General features: G+C 70.9%; 14 protein-coding genes. 9 read left to right on the forward strand and 5 right to left on the reverse strand.

Annotation, left to right across the window (positions count from 1 at the left end; genetic code table 11):
- Positions 1-33 precede the first annotated feature (33 nt).
- On the reverse strand, positions 34-1,929 hold the full coding sequence (locus FLX08_RS27215) for an AfsR/SARP family transcriptional regulator (RefSeq protein WP_167530592.1): 1,896 nt from the start codon (positions 1,927-1,929) through the stop codon (positions 34-36).
- Positions 1,930-2,092: 163 nt separating this feature from the next.
- Here FLX08_RS27215 and FLX08_RS27220 point away from each other — a divergent pair, with 163 nt between their 5' ends.
- Entirely contained in the window at positions 2,093-2,746 is a 654-nt protein-coding gene (locus FLX08_RS27220; RefSeq protein WP_142622763.1) for a TetR/AcrR family transcriptional regulator, read from the forward strand.
- Between the two features lie 19 nt (positions 2,747-2,765).
- Here the strand turns inward: FLX08_RS27220 and FLX08_RS27225 are convergent, their stop codons facing one another.
- Positions 2,766-3,188, reverse strand: a complete 423-nt coding sequence (locus FLX08_RS27225; RefSeq protein WP_142622765.1) for a maleylpyruvate isomerase mycothiol-dependent enzyme family protein — start codon at positions 3,186-3,188, stop codon at positions 2,766-2,768.
- 108 nt (positions 3,189-3,296) lie between these two features.
- Here FLX08_RS27225 and FLX08_RS27230 point away from each other — a divergent pair, with 108 nt between their 5' ends.
- From FLX08_RS27230 to FLX08_RS27240, 3 genes are all read left to right on the forward strand, one after another.
- Positions 3,297-3,485 (forward strand): hypothetical protein, encoded by a 189-nt coding sequence (locus FLX08_RS27230; protein WP_142622766.1) that lies wholly within the window; start codon positions 3,297-3,299, stop codon positions 3,483-3,485.
- Between the two features lie 201 nt (positions 3,486-3,686).
- Positions 3,687-4,064: a hypothetical protein gene (locus FLX08_RS27235; protein ID WP_142622768.1), complete on the forward strand. Its 378-nt coding sequence runs from the start codon at positions 3,687-3,689 to the stop codon at positions 4,062-4,064.
- A gap of 40 nt (positions 4,065-4,104) precedes the next feature.
- Positions 4,105-5,289, forward strand: coding sequence for a serine hydrolase domain-containing protein (locus tag FLX08_RS27240; protein ID WP_142622770.1), 1,185 nt, complete (start codon positions 4,105-4,107; stop codon positions 5,287-5,289).
- Between the two features lie 235 nt (positions 5,290-5,524).
- Here FLX08_RS27240 and fxsT read toward each other — a convergent pair whose 3' ends face one another.
- Positions 5,525-8,023 (reverse strand): FxSxx-COOH system tetratricopeptide repeat protein, encoded by a 2,499-nt coding sequence (gene fxsT, locus FLX08_RS27245; protein WP_167530593.1) that lies wholly within the window; start codon positions 8,021-8,023, stop codon positions 5,525-5,527.
- Positions 8,024-8,205: 182 nt separating this feature from the next.
- Between fxsT and fxsA the strand changes: the two genes are divergently transcribed.
- The 4 genes from fxsA (at position 8,206) to FLX08_RS27265 (ending at position 12,592) form a co-directional block, all read left to right on the forward strand.
- Positions 8,206-8,373: an FxSxx-COOH cyclophane-containing RiPP peptide gene (gene fxsA, locus FLX08_RS27250; protein WP_142622774.1), complete on the forward strand. Its 168-nt coding sequence runs from the start codon at positions 8,206-8,208 to the stop codon at positions 8,371-8,373.
- Between the two features lie 114 nt (positions 8,374-8,487).
- A complete protein-coding gene (locus tag FLX08_RS27255) occupies positions 8,488-9,369 on the forward strand; it encodes an SIR2 family NAD-dependent protein deacylase (protein WP_142622776.1) in 882 nt (293 codons plus the stop codon).
- Positions 9,366-11,027 (forward strand): nSTAND1 domain-containing NTPase, encoded by a 1,662-nt coding sequence (locus FLX08_RS27260; protein WP_142622778.1) that lies wholly within the window; start codon positions 9,366-9,368, stop codon positions 11,025-11,027. The genes FLX08_RS27255 and FLX08_RS27260 overlap by 4 nt, the downstream gene beginning before the upstream one ends.
- Before the next feature lie 245 nt (positions 11,028-11,272).
- Complete coding sequence (locus FLX08_RS27265; RefSeq protein WP_142622780.1) at positions 11,273-12,592, forward strand: HEXXH motif domain-containing protein; 1,320 nt, start codon at positions 11,273-11,275, stop codon at positions 12,590-12,592.
- A 128-nt stretch (positions 12,593-12,720) separates the two neighbouring features.
- On the opposite strand, the gene FLX08_RS27270 is transcribed toward FLX08_RS27265, so the two are convergent.
- Positions 12,721-14,235, reverse strand: a complete 1,515-nt coding sequence (locus FLX08_RS27270; protein ID WP_142622781.1) for an LCP family protein — start codon at positions 14,233-14,235, stop codon at positions 12,721-12,723.
- 54 nt (positions 14,236-14,289) lie between these two features.
- Between FLX08_RS27270 and FLX08_RS27275 the strand changes: the two genes are divergently transcribed.
- Positions 14,290-15,348, forward strand: a complete 1,059-nt coding sequence (locus FLX08_RS27275; RefSeq protein ID WP_142622783.1) for a glycosyltransferase family 2 protein — start codon at positions 14,290-14,292, stop codon at positions 15,346-15,348.
- Here the strand turns inward: FLX08_RS27275 and FLX08_RS27280 are convergent.
- Positions 15,325-15,939, reverse strand: a complete 615-nt coding sequence (locus FLX08_RS27280) for a Uma2 family endonuclease (protein ID WP_142622786.1) — start codon at positions 15,937-15,939, stop codon at positions 15,325-15,327. The genes FLX08_RS27275 and FLX08_RS27280 overlap by 24 nt on opposite strands.
- Between the last annotated feature and the right edge of the window lie 18 nt (positions 15,940-15,957).

A 15,957-nucleotide genomic window follows, 5' to 3' on the forward strand; every position in this document is an offset into this window, starting at 1 on the left:
GAGCGAAGGGCGCTCCGCTTTCAAATAGCCACCCTAGACGGCCGAATTCCCGTTCGCGGGTTTTCCGGTGGCTCTGGCGATCTCCAGGGCGTACAGGCGGGTGAGGTCGTTCATCCGGTAGTGGTCCGGGGCGATCGGCTTCATCAGGCGGAGATCGGCCAGCCTGCCGAGCGCCGCCCACGCCGTACGCCGGTCGCGGCCCAGGAGCCCCGCCGCCGTCGCCGACCCGCAGTCGGCCATGCCGAGCTCGCCGAGGCGGTGGAACAGGGCGAGCGCGCTGCCGTTCGCCGTCCCCCCGCACTGCCGCAGGGCCTGGTAGTCGAGGTCGAGGGCGCTGCGCACGGAAAGGTCACCGCAGGTCAGCAGGTCGAGCCGGTGCTCCTCGCAGGCCAGCATGTCGGCGAATGCCGCCAGCGTCCACTCCCGCCGGACCGCCAGCCGCTTGCCCGCGATCCGCAGCGCGAGCGGCAGGTTGTCGCAGAGCCGGGCCACCCTCCTCACCTGCTCGGGATCGACCCGGTCCCGGCCGCAGAGCCGCACCAGCAGCTCGTACGCCGCGTCGTCGGTCAGGGGAGCGAGCGGCAGGTGGTCGACGTCGTCGAGCGCCCCGAGCACCATCCTGCTGGTGATGACGAGCCGGCAGCCGGGACAGGCGCCGATCAGCGGGCGCACCTGCCCCTCGTCGGTCACGTTGTCGAGAAGGACGAGCACCCGCCTGCCGGCCGTGGCGTTCCCGAGCTGGAGCACCGCGTCGTCGAGGTCGGCGGCGATCTCGTCGTCCGCCAGTCCCAGCAGCCCCAGCAGCCGGGCCAGGGTCTCGTACGCGCCGGGCCGGGGAAGGGTCCGCAGATCGACGTGGAACACGCCGCCGGGGAAGGCCGGGGCCGCCATCCGTACGGCGTGCAGGGCCAGGGCCGACTTGCCCACCCCCGCGGGGCCGTGCACGGCGACGGGGCGGACGGGCCGCGGGGGTGCGGCGTTGATCGCTGCCAAGAGCTCGTTCAGCTCCGGATCGCGGCCCACGAGATTCACGAGGCTTCCGGGACCCGCGACCGGCGCCGGTGTCGGCCCCGTCGTCGGCCCTGTTTTCGGCCCTGTTTTCGTTATGGGAGCCGGGTGGGACGGATCGAGGGCGGGGAGCGGGGGAACCGCCAGGAGCGCGGGATCCCGGTGGAGAACGCGCCGGTGCAGCTCGGCCAGCTCGGGACCGGGCTCGACGCCCAGCTCCTCTGCCAGGAACGCGCGCGCCTGCCCGTACGCGGCCAGCGCGGCGGCGGAGTCGCCGGTGCGATACAACGCGAGCATGAGGCTGCCCCACAGCCGCTCCCTGGTGGGATGGGCGGCCACCGTCTCCCGAAGCTCCGGCACCGCCTCGGCGTGCTCGCCCAGCATGAGGCGGGCCTCGGCCTGCGCCTCCAGGGCCAGGCAGCGCTGCTCGGCGAGCGCGTCCAGGCGCGGGCCGAGCGCCGCCGACCTGGGCACGTCCTCGGCCGGCGCGCCGCGCCATCGGGTGAGGGCGGCCGACAGGTGCCGCAGCGCCGTCTCCGGCCGCCCGGCCGACAGCGCCTGCCTGCCCTGCCGCAGGGCGTCGGCGAACTCGCTCACGTCGAGCTCGCCGGAACGCACGGTGAGGACGTAGCCGGGCGGCCGGGCCGTCAGCCGGTCGCCGTCGCCGAGCGTGCCCCGCAGCCGGTTGACGTAGGTGCGGACGTTGGCGACGGCCGAGCGGGGCGGCTCCTCGTCCCACACGGCCATGACCAGCCGGTCGATCGACACGACCCGATTGGGTTCGAGCAGCAGCGCGGTCAGCAGAGCGCGCTGTTTGGGCGAGCCGAGCGGGACGGGCCTGCCGTTCCTCCTGACCTCGACCGGGCCCAGCAACCCGAACCGAAGGTTCGATCCGCCCTCCGGATCGGATGATCGGTGCACGACGGGACCTCCGTAGGCGTCTCGCGAGGAGCGTCTGAAGAGAACCCCACGAAGATCCCTGCCCGCCGCGAACCCGCACAAGCCCGGCGAGCGTCCGGAACAGTTCCGGATCGGGCCCGCCATACGGTGATTAGGGGGGATCCAGGCGGGAACCGACTACCGCATGACGGGTACGGGCAACGGGGACCTGTCCGACCGCGTTCTCCAGGTGGCGACCCGCCTGTTCGCCGGGCTGGGTTACGACGGCACGGACCTACGGCAGATCGCCGATGCCGCGGGCACTGACGTGGCCTCCGTCAAGCGGCAGTTCGGCGACAAGCGAGAGATCTATCTCGAGGTCATGGACCGCATGAACAGCGCCCACAATGCCGTCCTGGAGAAAGGGATCAAGGACATCGTCGGCGCGCCGCCCGACCAGAAGATCGTCGCCCTGCATCGGCTCCTCGACCGCTACATCGACTTCTGCTGCAACCAGCCGGAATATCCGGCGCTCTACACCCACAGGTGGCTCGCCGACGCCACGGACATCCCTGAACTGGAGCCGATGTACGCCGCGCCGGCGGCGCAGTTCGTGATCGACACCATCGCCCCGATGGTGACCGCCCCGAACGTGGACGTGGACTACACGATCAACGCGGTGATCTGGTGCGTGCACAGCTTCGTGCAGAGCGGCGTGTACGACAGGTCGGGCCAGCGATACGACCACAACCACCCCGGCGCGCTGTGGCGCTTCCGCACCTATCTGCATCAGATGGTCCACCGCACGCTCCGCCTGCCGGGGGAACCCCCACCGATGCCGCGTCCCGCGCGCCGGTGAGACGGCCCGTCGCCGACGCTCATCGGCCGAGCCGGGGCGCCGGGCCCTGCATCCGTGCGGTCAGGACGTCCATCCCGGGACCGGACAGGCCGGCCAGCCCGGCCGGACGCCCCGTCGCGATCAGGAGCAGGTCGCCGGCCGTGCCGCTGATCTCCTGCCCGCTGCCGGACGTCCAGTCCACGTCGGTGGCGACGAGGTGAAGGTCTGCGAGACGCGCGGGCGCGTCGTAGAAGCGGTCGCCGGCGACGTAGGTCAGGGCCGCGACCGCGGGACCCGCCGGGAGCGGCCGGTCACGGTGCAGCGGGCGGGCGATGTCCTGCCCGTGCACCCGCTCCATCATCGACCGGCTCGACGCGATCACGCCCGGCCTCGACCCCGCGCGGCGATCCACCGAACGGCTGCGGGCCTTCGGGCTGGCGTATATGGAGGTTGCCCAGTCCACTCCCGGCTGGTACGAGCTCGCCTGCGCCTCGCAGGAGGCGCCGCCGGATGGAGTCGAGGAGGGGGCCCGCCCCCGCCCCACCTCATCCTGCTCGGCATTCTCGACGAGATGACGCGGGCGGGAGTCATGGCGCCGGTTCGCCGTACGGATGCCGAGTGGTCCTGCTGGTCCACCGTTCACGGCCTCGCCGAGTTGCGCGTCCACGGGCCGCTCCAGGCGCTGTCCGGGGAGGAGGCCGTCCGGCTGGCCCGCCTCGCGCTGGACACCCTCATCCTGGGCCTGACCGCGAAGTCATGAATCCTGGGCAGTCGTGGACGCCCCTCCTGCGACGTCCGGGCGGGGCCGCCGGCTTTCCGGGCCGTTGACGATGTCCCACCTCCTGATCTAACTTTGTCTCTGTAGGGGACGAAGTTACCGTAGTGTCTTTGCGGGGCTTCGTCGTGCCCGTGGTAGTAATGAGATCCGCGAAGGAGGCCGTACAGACAGAGTTGGTGCACCATGACCGAGCGGTACCTCGGCGTCGTCGGCATCGGCGAGGCGCTGGGCGTGAGCCGGCACGCGGTGCACAAGTGGCGCTCCCGCTATCCCGGCGGTTCCGAGCACCCGTTCCCCGAACCCGATGTCGAGGTCGACGGAGCTCCCGGCTGGCGGCCTGACCGGCTGGCGGAGATCGTCGAGTGGCGCTCCCGCCTGCCTGGCCGTGGCGCGGGCGGCGGACGTCCCACCGCCGCACGGCAGGAATACCTGAAAGAAGCGGCGGCGCGAGGCATGGACCGGGACGAGGCGCTGCGCGCGCTCGTCACGCTGTCCGAAGAGTTTCCCGAGATGACCGAGCCGGAGATCTGCGCCTGGCTCATCGGGCACTGGCGGAGATAGCACTTTCCCCCGATCAATCCCATAACGAAGGCGATGACGCATGCCCGGAATCGGCGGCGAGACCGCACCCGGATTCGAAGCGGTACGTGAGGCGTTCGCGGCCAATCTGGCCGGCGGGCAGGACGTGGGCGCCGCGGTCGCCGTCTACCTGCACGGCCGGAAGGTCGTCGACCTGTGGGGCGGGATCGCCGACCCCGGGATCGGCCGCCCCTGGGAGCGAGACACCCTGCAGGTCGTGTTCTCCACCACCAAGGGCGTCACCGCCGCCTGTGCGCACCTGCTGGCCGAGCGCGGCGAGCTGGACCTCGACGCGCCCGTCGCCGACTACTGGCCGGAGTTCGCGGCATGCGGAAAGGACCGGATCCCGGTCCGCTGGCTGCTCACCCACCAGGCCGGACTGCCCGCGCTCGATCATCCGGTCAGTCGGGCGGAGGCGATCTCCTGGCACCCGATGGTGACCGCGCTGGCCGCCCAGCGGCCGTTCTGGGAGCCGGGCACCGATCACGGCTACCACGCCCACACGTACGGCTGGCTGGTCGGCGAGGTGGTCCGCCGGGTGACCGGCCGCAGTCTCGGCACGTTCCTCGCCGAGGAGATCGCCGCGCCGCTCGGCCTGGACCTGTGGATCGGGCTGCCGGAATCCGAGCGGCACCGGGTCAGCCGGATCGTCACCGCCCCGATCGACCTCGACGCACTGGCCGGGATCGACCTGGAGGCCCTTCCCGAGCCCGCGCGCGAGGTGATGAGAGCCTATGCCGATCCCACGTCGCTGACCATGCGGGCGATGACGGTCGTCACGCCGATGCTGAACCACGACGACCCGGCCGAGCAGCTCGCGGAGATGCCGTCCACCAACGGCATCTGCACCGCCCGCGCCCTGGCCCGCTTCTACGCAGCGCTCATCGGGGAGGTCGACGGGCATCGCATCCTCTCACCCGCCACCCTGGCGGCGGCGACCGCAGAGCAGGTCAGCGGTGTGGACCGTGTCCTGCGCGTGCCCGTCCGGATCGCCACCGGGTTCGGCCTGCCGACGCCCGACGCCTTCTGGTACAGCCCGACCGCCTTCGGGTTCCCCGGCTACGGCGGATCGCTGGGCTTCGCCGACCCGGCGACCGGCCTGGCCTTCGGCTACGTCATGAACCACATCCGGGAAGGCGTACCGGACCGGAGAGCCGCCACGCTCCTCGACGCGGTCCGCGGCGCCATCGGGACGCAGGCCCGGTAGCACCTCCCCCGGCCGCCTCGCCCGATGACTTCACAGCCTCCCCTCCATCATCCAGCGCGAACTCGGCCCGGACGGCAGCAACTCGATCGTCGGAGGCACTCCCGCCCACCGGCTTTCCCCGCCACGGTCTTCTCTCCCCCTGACGGAGGCCGGGCGGCCAGGCCGGGGGAACCCCCACGGGTGCCGCGTCCCGCGCGCCGACGAATCGCTTCCCGCCTGCGGGGGGGGCGCCGGGTCACAGGACCGGCGGGTCGAAGTCGAAGTCGAGGCGGCGACCGTCCTGCGTCGCCAGGGCGTCGGGGTGGTCGGTGCCGAGCCCCCGCGAGTACCGGTCGATCGTGTCCGCCAGGAGTGCCTCCGCCTCGGCGACGGCCCCAAGCGCCTTCAGGTCCAAGACGAGGTTGGCCGCGCCCGCGAGGGTCAGCGGGTGATCCTCGCCGAGCAGGGCCCGCAGCCGTTCCAGAGTGTTCTCGCCGAGATCCCTGGCACCCTCGGGGTCGCCCAGCTCCGCCAGGTCGCTGGCGAGGTTGATCGCGCAGGTGAGCGAGAAGTGGTGGTCCCGGGTGAGCCGGCGGTCGAAGCCGTCCAGCGCCCGGGCGTCGATCTCCCTGGCCTGGTCCGCCTGTCCGTCCACGCGAAGCAGCAGCGCGAGGTTGGTCTCGCAGCCGTATTTGAACGGGTGGTCGTCGCCGTACATGCGCGGATAGCGGGCCGCCATGTCCTGCAGCAGGGTGAGCGCGTCGCCGATCGCTCCCGAGGCGCGCTGCGCGTTGGCCAGGCACAGCGCCGCGGCCATGGTGTCGGGATGGTCCAGACCGAAGGTGCGCTCCTGCAGCTCATAGGTGACCCGGGCCAGGTCCAGCGCCTCCTCGGCGAGACCGGCACGGCGTTTGGCGATCGACAGGTCCTTGGCGGTGCGCAGCGTCCAGGGGTGCTCGCGGCCCAGCTCCTGCACGCCGTAGTCGTAGGCGTCCTCACCGATGTCGCAGGCCTGTTGATATTCACCGTTCAGCCGCAGGATGCGGGCCAGGCCGTTCCACGAGGACAGCACGTTCTGCTTGCTGGAGCCCGACCCCGGCTGCCGTTGCATGGCGAACGTCCTGGACTGCAGCTCTCGCGCCGTCGTGTAGTCGCCGAGCAGCAGGTGGTCGAGCGCCAGGTTGTTCATGACGCGCAGCGTTCGCCTGTGAGACGGACCGAAGACCGCCTCGTGCCTGCGCAGCGACTCCCTGTCATGTTCCAGCGCCGCCTCGAAGTCGCCGCGGAAGCGCAGGTCGGCCCCGTGGCTGTTGGTGATGAGGAGCGTCTCCTCGTCGTCGTCGCCGAGGACCTGCCGCATGCGTGCCAGCACCCGCCGGTTCAGGTCGAACGACTCCTGGATGTCGCCCAGTTCCCTGATGACGATCGCCTGGTGGCGGTGGGCGGCCAGCACGTACCGGTCGTCGTCTCCGCTGTCGTCCCGCCAGCGATCGATGAACCGCTCGACCAGAGCCCGGGCCGACAGGAAGTCGCCCGACGAATAGAGGTAGCGGACGATGTCCAGCGCGAAGGCGCGGATGTGGGGGTCCCGGCTGCCCGCGATGTCGGCGGGGGTGACATGGCCGAGCAGCCCGCCGTAGCGAGGCCAGGACACGTTGTCGTCCGGCTCGTACGGCGCGGCGGCGGAGGCCAGCAGCAGGTGCACCTCACGTCGGAACGCGGCGCGCTCGGCGTCGTCGAGTTCGTCGCGCAGCAGCGCCTGGATCAGCCGGTGGACTTGGATGGTGCGGCTCTCCGAGTCCATGCGGACGAGCGCGTAGCGCCCGAGCTCCCGGACGGCCCGGCTCACCTGGATCGGGTCGTCGAGCAGGGCGGCCATTCGCGACCCGGCGGAGAAGCGCTCGGGCAGCGGCTCGAAAAGGTCACGGGGAATGGGTTCGGGCCCGAAGAACGCGCAGCAGCGCAGCAGTTCCACCGCCTCGGGCATTTTCTTCTTGAGCTGCGCCACGGACAGCGCCCACGCGGCGGTCATGGACAGGGGATAGTCCGAGGGCTTGTTGGCTCCGAGTAACCGCGTGGTCTGCTCCCGGAGCAGCCGCAGGTACTCGTCGACCGACATGCCTGACTCGACCTGGAACGCGCCGGCCTGTTCGAGCGCCAGCGGTAGGTCGCCGAGTGCCTCGGCCAACCGGTCCGCCTGCTCGTCGGTCATGCCCTTCGGCACCCGGCGCCGGAGGAACTCGACGCTCTCCTCGCGCTCGAAGACGTCGACGGTGACCGTGTCGACGACGCCCTGCCAGCTGTGGTTGCGCGAGGTGATCAGCACGTGACCGGGGCCGCGAGGGATGATGTCGTTGATGTGTTCGGGGTCGTCGGCGTTGTCGAAGATCAACAGCCATCTGTCGTACGGCTCGCCGCGGCGCAGCGCGTCCAGCACGGCTTCGGCCGCGTCCTCGACCCCGGAAGAGGCGGCGTTCGGCAGGTTCAGCTCTCTGGCGAGCCCCGCGAGCGACGACTTCACGAGCATGGGCTGGTCGGCGGGAATCCACCACACGAGGTCGTAGTCGCGCCGGTAGCGGTAGGCGTACTCCATGGCGAGCTGGGTCTTGCCCACGCCGCCCAGCCCGTGCAGGGCGTGGGGGAGCACGGCTGCCGTGGTCTCGGACTTGAGATCGTTCCGCAGCCTGTCGAGCAGGTCCCGGCGTCCGGTGAAGTTCTTGTTCTGCTGCGGGACTCTGCCCCAAATGGCGGGCATGCGACCAGAGTCCGCCGAAAAGTGCGAAACAGACACGCTGCCATCCAGATCGGGCCTCAGTGGTTTGGACAAAGCTTAGGCCGCAACGGCTCGTGTATTGAAGAGTCAAGGCGTCAGACTGATGGCACCTCGCGTGGGGCGTGGGAAGATGAGGTCCGTCAGTTTGATGGACAAGGAGTGCCATGGGCGACATAACCGGCAGTGAGTACGGTGGCGACCTTATCGATGTCACGGGCCTGAGCCTTGGCGAACTCGGACAGGTGGGCGACGACGTCCTCGCGCCGGCCCTGCGCCGTCTGGTCGAGGGGGACGGCTCGGTTCCCTACGCCGGCTTCCAGTCCGCTATCTGAGCAGGCCCGCACGCCAAATCCGGGCCGCCCGCAAACCGATCTCCGTTACCTCGCCGCCGCTGTGGGTCATAATCCAGTCATCAGATAACAATGCGGCGACCTTCGGGATGACGTGTGAACGATGCGGACTGGGACCGGCTTATCAGGCAGCTCCGCAGAGGTGATTGCACGCCCCTTCTCGGCGCCGGTTCCTGCTTCGGCAGGCTGCCTACCGGCGCCGAACTCAGCCGACATTTCGCACACGAGTACAAATATCCGTTCGCCGACGCGGACAACCTGGCCCGCGTGATGCAGTACGCCGCACTCGTGGGCCAGGACCCGGTTGAGCTCAAGCACGAGGTTTGCACCTACCTGAAGCAGTATCGGGCCGGTAGGACTCAGAACCGGCTCGATCCGCACATGGTGCTCGCGGAATTTCCCATCCCCACATTCGTCACCACCAATTACGACGACTTCATGGTCCAGGCGCTGCAGCGGTGCCGGGCCGAACGCAAGTCGCCGGAGGCGTGCACCTCGACGTGGTGGGACACCGAGGCGGACGAGGTCCCGCTGCTCGAACCGACGCAGGATCGGCCGCTGGTCTACCACCTGCACGGTCAGTGGGACGACCCCGCGTCTCTCGTGCTGACCGAGGACGACTACCTGACGTATCTGGTCAACATGGTCGACGCGCGGGCTTCCGGCGTCCGCCAGCCGTTACCCACCCCCGTGCTCGCCGCGATGACCGCCAGCCCGCTGCTGTTCGTGGGCTACAGCCTGCAGGACTGGAACTTCCGGGTGCTCTTCCACGGCCTGATCCGGCCGATCCCGCAGAACCGGAGACGGCGCCACGTCAGCGTCCAGCTCCTGCCGGAGCTGAGCGAGACGGTCGCCGGGGCCGCGCAGAAGGCGGAGGAGTACCTGGAGCGCTACCTCGACGGCTGGCACATCTCCATCTACATCGGCAGCACAGAGGACTTCTTCGAGGAACTGCTCGACAGATTGAGGACGGCATGACGGCGACCGGATCCTCCGCCCCGACCCCCGCCCGCCCCTATGTCGGGCTGCGCCCGTACAGGCGGGACGAGAGCGCCCTGTTCCACGGCCGCGACCGGGAGGCGCGGGAGATCGCCACCTTGTGGGGGGCGGCGGGGCTCACCGTCCTGTACGGAGCCTCCGGCGTGGGCAAGACGTCACTGTTGCAGGCCGGCGTGCTGCCCCGGCTCGATCCCGCCCGGGTCGACCTGCTGCCGGTCGCCAGGGTCCTGCCCAGGACCCGGCCGCCGGAGTCCGCGGGCAACCCGTACGTGGCCGCGCTGCTGTCCAGCTGGGCACCTGAGCAGGACCCGCGTACGCTCGCCGGCCTGACCGTGACGGAGTTCCTGCGCGGACGGCCCGAGCGCACCGACGAGTACGGTGACCCGGTGCCGATCCTCGCCGCGCTCGACCAGGCGGAGGAGATGTTCCACGGCGGGCCGGCGGGAGAGCGCGACCGGACGGAGCTGCTGGAGCAGCTCACCTCCGCCGTGCAGGAGCACACCGGCCTTCACCTGCTGCTGTCCCTCCGGGAGGAGTACCTGTTCCTCGTCCTGCCCTACGAGCGGCCGTTCGGGCAGGGCTCGCGGGCCCGCTTCCATCTGCGTCCCTTCACTCCAGAGGCAGCCCGCGAGGCGGTGGCGGGGCCGCTGCGTGACACGGGCAGGACGATCACCCCGGCCGCCGCGGAGGTGCTGGTCGACGACCTGCGGACCGCCGTCATCGCCGACGAGGCGGGCAACGTGTCCGAGGTCACGCTGGAGACCGTCGAGCCCGTGCAGCTCCAGGTCGTCTGCGCCGCGCTGTGGGAGTCCCTGCCCCCGGACGTCGTCGAGATCACCGAGCAGCACGCCCGCGCGTACGCCGACGTGGAGGAGTTCCTGTACGACTTCTGCAAACGGGCGGTCGCCGAGGTGGCCGAGACGTTCGCCATGTCGGCCGGCGAGATCAGGTTCTGGCTGCGCAACACGTTCGTCACCGAGCACGGCACACGCAACGTCGTGTACGAGGGGCTGCAGCAGACCCGGAGCATGCCCAACGCGGTCGCCAGGGCCCTGGAGGACCGGCACATCCTGCGAGCCGAGCACCGGCGGGGCATCCGGTGGTACGAGCTCGCTCACGACCGGCTCATCCGGCCGATCTCCCGCGCCGACTCTCCTGAGGCATACCTGCGGGCCGCCCGCACCGCCCTGGCCGAACGCAAGTGGGAACAGGCCCGGCGGCTCGCAGACGAGGCGATGCGGGCCTCCGACCTCGGCGAGTCGTGGGTGCGTGCCGAGGCGGCCGAGGTCTTCGCCGACGTGGCGGTCGCCAACGGCGAGATCGAGACCGCGCGACGGCACTGCGAGCAGGCGGCCGAACTCTACGCGGAACGCCAGCGGTTCGACGGCGTGGCCAGGGTGTTGCGAACCGACGGACTGTTGTGGCTGGAGCAGGGGGACCATGCGAAGGCGATCGAGCGCATCACCGCCGCGTTGAGCTGGGCGCCCAACGACATGGCGGCGCATCTGGCGCTGGCCGAGGCGCTGGTCAGGGCGGGCACGCCCAAGGCTGCCGTCCAGGTGGTCAACGGCGTGCTCGACCGGCTGCCGCCCGACCTCCTCAAGCAGGCAAGGGAAATGCTCCGGCAGACGGCGTGATCTCACTATGCTGGGCACCCTGAGGAGCCCCAGCGTGGAGGCTGATCCGCGGTGGCCGACTGGCCGTCGACTCTCGACGTGGAGCGCTGCCGGCGGATGAGCGGACGCTCACCGTCATCGGCACGGCGCAGGCTTCCACAACCCCTCGGTCCGTTGTCCCGATTGTCGGGCGCCCATCTGCCGGGTGGCGTCGTCCAGGCAGGGTTCCCGGCCCGTCCCAAGGAACTCCGATTCAAGGAACCCGGATGACCTCACCGCAGCTGACAGAGCACCGGATCCCGGCCGACGCGTTCGACGAGCTCGCCGCGGGCGCGGGGGGCGCATCCGGGGTCGGCCGCCTGGTCGCGGCCCAGTACAGCAAGCACCTGCTGCTCGTCCGGGGCGTTCTGGAGGCCGCGCGGCGGGCCGGACACACGCGGTGGGCCGCCGCCCGGCGCGCCTACGATCTGCTGGCGGCCGTCCAGGCGGAGCATCCGGAGGCGGTGGCCGCGGTGCTCCGGCACCCTTCGGTGGGGGCGTGGGCGCGGCACGCCGTCGGCACCGGCGAGGGTGTCGAGCAACTGGCCTCCGTCGCCGCCGCGGCAGTCGTCCGGGCAGGCGTGGTCTGCGAGGTCGACGTGCCGGTGGCCGGTGGGGTGGTCACCATCCCCTCGCTGGGCCAGGTCACGCTGCCCGGCGCGAGCGCGGCACGGGATGCCGTCGCCACGGTCCACTCCGCTCCCGACGGCGCCGAGGTGAGCGTGGAGGGCATCGCCGTACGGATCGGGGGAGCCGCCCCCGGGTGGGCGGGGCTGCGGTCGCTGTCGGCCGAGGCGGACGGGCGGCGGTTCCGGGTGCTCGTCGACGACCTCGACCCGCATCGGATGCCCGGCTTGGGCAACCTGCGCGGCCGCCTGAGCGAGTCGGAGACGGAGCGGTGGCAGGAAGTGCTCCAGGAGGCATGGGGCCTGCTGGCGCGCAACCATCCCGGCGTGGCCGACGAGGTCGCCACGGCGATCACCGTCTTCACCCCGCTCACCCCGCCCGAGCAGGGCCTGTCCAGCGCGACCTCGCGGGAGACCTTCGGCTCTATCGCGCTGTCCGCCCCGCCGGACCCGCACACGCTGGCGGTCACGCTCGCCCACGAGACCCAGCACGCCAAGCTGTCAGCACTGCTGGACATCGTCCAGCTCACCCTGCCGGACGACGGCGCCCGCTACTACGCGCCCTGGCGGGACGACCCCCGGCCGATCGGCGGCCTGCTCCAGGGCGCGTACGCCTTCCTCGGCGTGGCGGGCTTCTGGCGCCGGCAGCGGCACCACGAGAGAGGTCAGGACGCGGTCCGCGCCGGCGCCGAGTTCGCCCGGTGGCGCGACGCGGCCCGCGCCGTGTCGGGCACGCTCCTCACCAGCGGCGCCCTCACCCGCCCCGGTGAGCGGTTCGTCGCCCGGATGGCGCGGCGGCTGGACGATTGGCGCCGCGAACCGGTCTCGGCCGTCTCCGCCGCCATGGCCAGGGAGGCCGCCGACCGGCACCTGGCCCTGTGGCGCGAGCGCAATGGCGACGAGTCCGTGGCCCGTCATTGACGCCAACTGAGAGAGCGGCAAAAGCCGGCGCTTTCTCAGTTGGCCCTCAGCGGCCGGCCTGTGCGTCGGAACGGCGTCGAGGGGGTGTGACGGTTCTGCCGGGCCGACGTGAGTGGCGGCCGGGGCGGTTACTTCTTGCAGATGTTCTGCGTGGCGGTGCGGGCGGAGGGGGTCGCCTGCGGCGCGGGCGACGCGGACGCGGCGGCGCCTTCCGGCGCGGCGACCTTCACCTTCTTCACGTCGTGGTTCTTCTGGCCCACCACCACCTCGATGCCGGCCACGTCGGGTTGCTCGCGCAGCTCGGCACCCGGGATGGCGGCGGCCACCGTACGGGCCGAGTCCTCGCGGCCGGGCGGATAGCGGATGACCGTGGTGGCGAAGTCGCGGCGGGTCGTGTCGCCGGGAGGCGACGGCACCATGAACCCGGCCTCGACGAGGCCGGCCTTCGTGGTCGCGCCGAGACCGGTGATGAGCGTGCCGTTGAGCACCTTGACCGAGATGCGGCCCGGCGGGATCGTGAGCGCCGTCGGAGAGGCAGAAGGGGAGGACGCGGGGGAGGCCACGGCGCTCGCGGACGCGGCAGGGCTGCCGGAAGGAGACGCCGAGGGCTTGACGAGGGGCTGGTCGGCGTCGATCCGCCGGAACAGGTCGCGGGCCGCCGTCTTGTCCCACAGCACCGCGGACTCTCCCGTGGGCGTGTGGTAGTTCACATCGGCCAGCGGCACGGTCGCGAACGACACGTCGTCGGTCGAGACGGTCCTGAACTGGTTCACCATGCCGAGCAGGTTCTTCTGCAGGGCCGCGTCGACAGTGAGCGTCTTGAACGTGGAGTCGAGGAACCCGGCGAGCCTGGCGGGGTTGGCCAGCGTGCCGCCGCTGAGCGCCTTGCCGAGCAGCGCGGAGATGACCTGCTGCTGCCGGTCGATGCGGTCGAGGTCGGAGCGCGCCGTGGCCCTCGTGCGGGCGTACGCGAGCGCGTTGACGCCGTCCAGCGTGTACGTCCCCGGCTGCAGGTTCAGTTTGGTCTTCGGGTCGTCGATGGCCACCGGCGTGCAGACGGTGACGCCGCCGAGCGACTCCACCACGTCGATGAACCCGAGCACGTTGACCTCGATGTAGTGGTTGACGCGCAGGCCCGTCGCCTGCTCCACCGTCTTCACCGCCAGCTTCGCGCCGCCGAACTGGTACGCCGAGTTGATCTTGTGCTCGCCCTTGCCGGGGATCGTCGTCCAGGTGTCCCTCGGCAGGCTGACCACGGTCACCCTGCGGTGGTCCTCCGACAGGTGGATCACCATCATCGTGTCGGTGCGCTGCCCGACGTCGCGGCCGAGGTGGAGCTGGTTCTGCTGGCGCCTGGTCAGGTTGTCGCGCTTGTCCACACCCACCAGCAGGATGTTCATCGCGCCCGTGGATTCGGTCTCGCTCGTTCCGGCGTCCACCGAGCGGATCCGGTTGAGCGCGTAGTTCGGCGCGAGCCACGCGACGCCCGAGCCGATCAGCACGACTCCGGACAGCGAGCCCGAAATGACCAGGGAACGGAGGCTCGTCCTCCGCCGGCGGGCGCGTTGCGCCGTCAGCCTAACCCCGCCGTACCCGTCGCCCCCTACGCGGACGCCGGAGTCCTCCTCATGGTCGCCGGGCATTCCCGTCCTCCGGTTGCCGTCTCCACCCCTCCGTACAGTAGCGTGAGCGCCGCCATGAAGCCCTTTCCCGACTCGCGACAGTCGAGCCAGAATCGCGCGCGGCCCTGGCCGCCGGTTTCGGTGATCATGCCGGTGCTCAACGAGGAACGGCACCTGCGCGACGCCGTACGGCAGGTCCTCGAACAGGACTACGAGGGCCCTCTTGAGGTCGTCATCAGCGTGGGGCCCTCCCACGACCGCACGCAGGAGGTCGCCGACGCCATCGCGGCCGAGGACCGCCGCGTCGTCGTCGTGCCGAACCCCACCGGCCGCACCCCAAACGCGCTGAACGCCGCCATCGCGGCGTCCCGCAACCCCATCGTCGCGCGGGTCGACGGACACGCGATCCTGCCCCGCGACTACCTTCGTACGGCCGTGGAGACGCTGGAGCAGACCGGCGCCGACAACGTCGGCGGCATCATGGCCGCCGAGGGGATCACGCCGTTCGAGCAGGCGGTGGCCTGCGCCATGACCTCGAAGATCGGCGTGGGCAACGCGCGGTTCCACACGGGCGGGGAGGCCGGCCCGGCCGACACCGTCTACCTCGGCGTGTTCCGCCGCAGCGCCCTCGACCGGGTGGGCGGCTACGACGAGCACTTCCTGCGCGCGCAGGACTGGGAGATGAACCACCGCATCCGGGAGACCGGCGGGCTGGTGTGGTTCCAGCCGAGGATGCGCGTCACCTACCGTCCCCGGCCCAACGTGCGCGCCCTGGCCAAGCAGTACTTCCATTACGGCCGCTGGCGGCGGGTCGTCTCTCGCACGCACCAGGGCACGATCAACCTGCGTTACCTCGCCCCGCCGGCCGCCGTGGCGGCGATGGCGCTGGGCCTGGTGGTCTCGCCCTTCTTCCTGCCCGGCCTGATCATCCCGGGGGGCTATCTCCTGGCGATCCTGGCGGGCTCGGTCCTCACCGGCCGCGGGCTGCCCGGCGCCGCGCTCGTCCGCCTGCCGGTCGTGTACGCCACCATGCACGTGTCGTGGGGGACGGGCTTTTTGACCAGCCCCCCGAAGCTCAGCAAGCCCCGCCCGAAGCCGGAGCGGGCGAGGCTAGAGGACCTCTTCGAAGACTGAGGTGTCGAGCGTGAAGCCGATCGGGTGGGGGACGAGGATCTCCCGCCCGAACGGCACCGTCGAGGTCACCTGATATCGGCCTTCCTTGGGGTCGCTGTAGACCGTGACCGACGCCGGCCTCGTCAGCGGGTCCACGAGGAGCATCACCGGGACATCGCCCCCGGCGTAGATCACCGGCTTCTTGCCGCGGTCGTCCTCCGCGCTCCCCTTCGAGACCACCTCGGCCACCAGCAGAAGTCCGGAAGAGAACAACTCCCGGTTTCCCCAACGCGGACAGTCGAACGGTGCGATGACGAAGTCTGGCTCTACCGGATCCCGGCTGCCGTCGATGCACACGTCCACGTTGCCGCTGAAGCCCTCCCACCCTCGCTCGTCCATGAGGGGGATGAACGCGCGGAACAGACGCATGGCCGCTCGGGCGTGCTCGGGGGTGCCCACAGGGCTCACTATCAATCTCCCGTCGATGATCTCGGTCCGCAGACCCGGAAGTGGGGGCAGCGAATCGAACAGCTCACGGGGAGTGCCGGGCAGTGGCCGCTCGGGTACGGGTGCCAGAGCGGGACCATGGGATTTGCGTGAGATCGCGACCATGGGCGGGTGTCCCTTCGT

Origin of the sequence: Microbispora hainanensis (genome assembly GCF_006874475.1) — a bacterium.
Taxonomy (GTDB): domain Bacteria; phylum Actinomycetota; class Actinomycetes; order Streptosporangiales; family Streptosporangiaceae; genus Microbispora; species Microbispora hainanensis.

Excerpts from the sequence above, each read along its gene's own strand:
- FLX08_RS27220 (WP_142622763.1), top strand. The coding sequence starts at position 2,093 with ATGACGGGTACGGGCAACGGGGACCTGTCCGACCGCGTTCTCCAGGTG.
- FLX08_RS27230 (WP_142622766.1), top strand. The coding sequence starts at position 3,297 with ATGACGCGGGCGGGAGTCATGGCGCCGGTTCGCCGTACGGATGCCGAG.
- FLX08_RS27235 (WP_142622768.1), top strand. The coding sequence starts at position 3,687 with ATGACCGAGCGGTACCTCGGCGTCGTCGGCATCGGCGAGGCGCTGGGC.
- FLX08_RS27240 (WP_142622770.1), top strand. The coding sequence starts at position 4,105 with ATGCCCGGAATCGGCGGCGAGACCGCACCCGGATTCGAAGCGGTACGT.
- fxsT (WP_167530593.1), bottom strand. The coding sequence starts at position 8,023 with ATGCCCGCCATTTGGGGCAGAGTCCCGCAGCAGAACAAGAACTTCACC.
- fxsA (WP_142622774.1), top strand. The coding sequence starts at position 8,206 with ATGGGCGACATAACCGGCAGTGAGTACGGTGGCGACCTTATCGATGTC.
- FLX08_RS27260 (WP_142622778.1), top strand. The coding sequence starts at position 9,366 with ATGACGGCGACCGGATCCTCCGCCCCGACCCCCGCCCGCCCCTATGTC.
- FLX08_RS27265 (WP_142622780.1), top strand. The coding sequence starts at position 11,273 with ATGACCTCACCGCAGCTGACAGAGCACCGGATCCCGGCCGACGCGTTC.
- FLX08_RS27270 (WP_142622781.1), bottom strand. The coding sequence starts at position 14,235 with ATGCCCGGCGACCATGAGGAGGACTCCGGCGTCCGCGTAGGGGGCGAC.
- FLX08_RS27275 (WP_142622783.1), top strand. The coding sequence starts at position 14,290 with ATGAAGCCCTTTCCCGACTCGCGACAGTCGAGCCAGAATCGCGCGCGG.
- FLX08_RS27280 (WP_142622786.1), bottom strand. The coding sequence starts at position 15,939 with ATGGTCGCGATCTCACGCAAATCCCATGGTCCCGCTCTGGCACCCGTA.